The organism is Streptomyces sp. UNOC14_S4, assembly GCF_020740835.1.
Taxonomy (GTDB): Bacteria; Actinomycetota; Actinomycetes; order Streptomycetales; family Streptomycetaceae; genus Streptomyces.
Map to the genome: position 1 here is coordinate 1 of NZ_JAINFC010000758.1, position 2,586 is coordinate 2,586.

Consider the following 2,586-nt stretch of genomic DNA (forward strand, 5'->3'; position numbering starts at 1 on the left):
CGACCCCGCCCTCATCACCGTCGGCGGCCAGTCCGCGGGCGCCTACTCGACCATGTCCCTGGCCACCGACCCCGCCACCAGCGGCATGATCCGCCGGATCATCGTCCAAAGCGGCCCCCTGGGCCTGCCGCCCCAGGATCCCGCCGACGCGAACACGAACACCGCCGCCTACCTGCGCCTCCTGGGCATCGACCGGGACGGCGACCCCGGCCCGGCCCTGCGCGCGCTGCCCTGGCAGCAGCTCCTGGACGCCTACCAGCGGCTGGCCCGTGACCTCGGCCACCGGCCGGGCGACATCGCACCGCCCATGTGGCCCGTGCTCGGCGCCCCCGGCCAGCCCCGCGCCTGGCAGGAAGCCGTGGCCGAGGGCACCCTGGACGACAAGGACGTCCTGATCGGCACCGTCTCCGACGAAATGACCGCCTTCCTGGGAGCCGACGCGCGCGTACAGTCCTTCACCCGCGAGGAGGCACTCACCACGCTGGGCTCCCTCCCCGGCCGCCTCGGCGCCGACGCACCCCTGGCCTACGAACGCTACGAAGCCGAACGCCCCGGCGCCACACCCGCCCACGTCTACACCGACCTGACCACCGACCGCGTCTTCCGCGACGGCAGCCTCCAGGCCGCCGCACACCGCGCCGCCCACGGCCTGCCCGCGTACGTCTACCGCTTCACCCGCCGCCCCGAGCCCGACGAACACAGCCTCGGCGCCACCCACTGCACCGAACTCCCCTTCCTCTTCGGCACCTTCGACACCTTCCCCGACGCCCCCATGCTCGGCGCGGTCAACGGCCACGACCACGACCTGGCCCGCACCTTCGCCGGCGCGCTCACCGCCTTCGTCACCACCGGATCCCCCAACGGCGACCACCTCGCCGCCTGGCACCCGTACGGCACCGGCCCGGACCCGTACGTCAAACATTTCGGGCCGGAACCGGCCTGAGGATCTGAGGCGGAAAGGGCCGCGTGACACACCGCGCGCCTACGACGACGGACGCCGCCGGTCCCCTTCCCAGGGGTCCGACGGCGTCCGTCGCGGGTGCCCGTCATGGGCGGGGCGTCACGCGTCGCGCTTCAGCTCCGCCTCGCGCTTGAGGCTCGCGACCCGACCGCGGACGACGTACCAGCCGCCCACCAGCGCCGCCACGATCAGCGGGAGGCAGAGGACCGTGGTGCGGCCCGCGCCGTCGTCGGCGGCCATCAGGCCCAGGACGCAGGCGAGGAAGACCAGCGTGACGATCTGGGTGTACGGGGCCCAGGGCAGGCGGTAGCCGGGGCGGGTGACCCGGCCCTCCTTGGAGCGGCGCCAGAACAGCAGGGAGCAGACCATGATCATGCCCCAGGTGCCGATGATGCCGATCGCCGCGAAGTTCAGCACGATCTCGAAGGCGTCCTTGGGGACCACGAAGTTCAGCACGACGCCGAGGACGCAGAAGAACGCGGTGAGCAGGATGCCGCCGTAGGGGACCTTGCCCTTGTTCATGCGGCCGGTGAACTGCGGCGCGGAGCCGGACATGGCCATCGAGCGCAGGATGCGGCCGGTGGAGTAGAGGCCGGAGTTCAGGCTGGAGAGGGCGGCGGTCAGGACCACGAGGTTCATGACGCCCGCGGCGTAGGGGACGCCGATCTTGGACAGGACGGTGACGAAGGGGCTCTCGTCGCCGGTGAAGACGTTGTACGGCAGCAGCAGCGCGAGCAGGACGACCGAGCCGACGTAGAACAGACCCACGCGCCACATGATCGAGTTGATCGCCTTCGGCATGATCTTCTCGGGGTTCTTCGTCTCACCGGCGGCGACGCCGCACAGCTCGACGGAGGCGTAGGCGAAGACGACGCCCTGGATGACGAGGAGCATCGGCATCACGCCGGCCGGGAAGATGCCGCCGTGGTCGAGGATGTTGGACAGGCCCGGGGTGGTGCCGCCGACGTCGTGCTGGGTCATGAGCAGGAAGATGCCGATGACCATGAAGACGACGAGCGCGCTCACCTTGATGATCGCGAACCAGAATTCCATCTCGCCGAAGTACTTCACGGAGATCAGGTTCACGGTGAGTACGACGGCGAGTGCGATGAGTGCGAGGACCCACTGGGGAATGCTCGAGAACATTCCCCAGTAATGGGTGTAGGTGGCGACGGCCGTGATGTCGGCGATACCGGTGGTCGCCCAGTTCAGGAAGTAGAGCCAGCCCGCGGTGTAGGCGCCCTTCTCTCCCATGAACTCACGGGCGTAGGAGACGAACGCGCCGGAGGACGGGCGGTAGAGGACGAGCTCGCCGAGGGCCCGGACGACGAAGAAGGCGAAGAGGCCGCAGACCGCGTAGGCGATGAAGAGGGAGGGGCCCGCGGTATGGAGGCGGCCGCCCGCGCCGAGGAAGAGGCCGGTGCCGATGGCACCGCCGATGGCGATCATGTTGACGTGGCGGGACTTGAGGTCCTTGCTGTAGCCCGCGTCACCGGCGTCGACGTGGGGGGACGTCGCGGCCGGCGCGGCTGCGCCGGGCTGGCTGTCGGCCGCAGTGAGGGTGCGGTCAGTCATACGTGCTCTTCGCCTTCTTCGGGGGAAGCCACAGGGGACCGGGGCCGTGG

Annotated in this window: 2 protein-coding genes; one reads left to right on the forward strand and one right to left on the reverse strand. The window is 70.3% G+C overall.

Annotated elements, in window-relative coordinates; all coding sequences use genetic code 11:
- Window positions 1–943, forward strand: a 943-nt coding sequence (locus K6I34_RS35375; RefSeq protein ID WP_229332129.1) for a carboxylesterase family protein, incomplete at its 5' end; no start/stop codon positions are given.
- A gap of 117 nt (window positions 944–1,060) precedes the next feature.
- On the opposite strand, the gene K6I34_RS35380 is transcribed toward K6I34_RS35375, so the two are convergent.
- Entirely contained in the window at window positions 1,061–2,536 is a 1,476-nt protein-coding gene (locus K6I34_RS35380; RefSeq protein ID WP_229332130.1) for an amino acid permease, read from the reverse strand.
- Between the last annotated feature and the right edge of the window lie 50 nt (window positions 2,537–2,586).

Bases quoted from the DNA above. Each gene is read 5' to 3' on its own strand.
- K6I34_RS35380 (WP_229332130.1), bottom strand. From the start codon at position 2,536: ATGACTGACCGCACCCTCACTGCGGCCGACAGCCAGCCCGGCGCAGCC.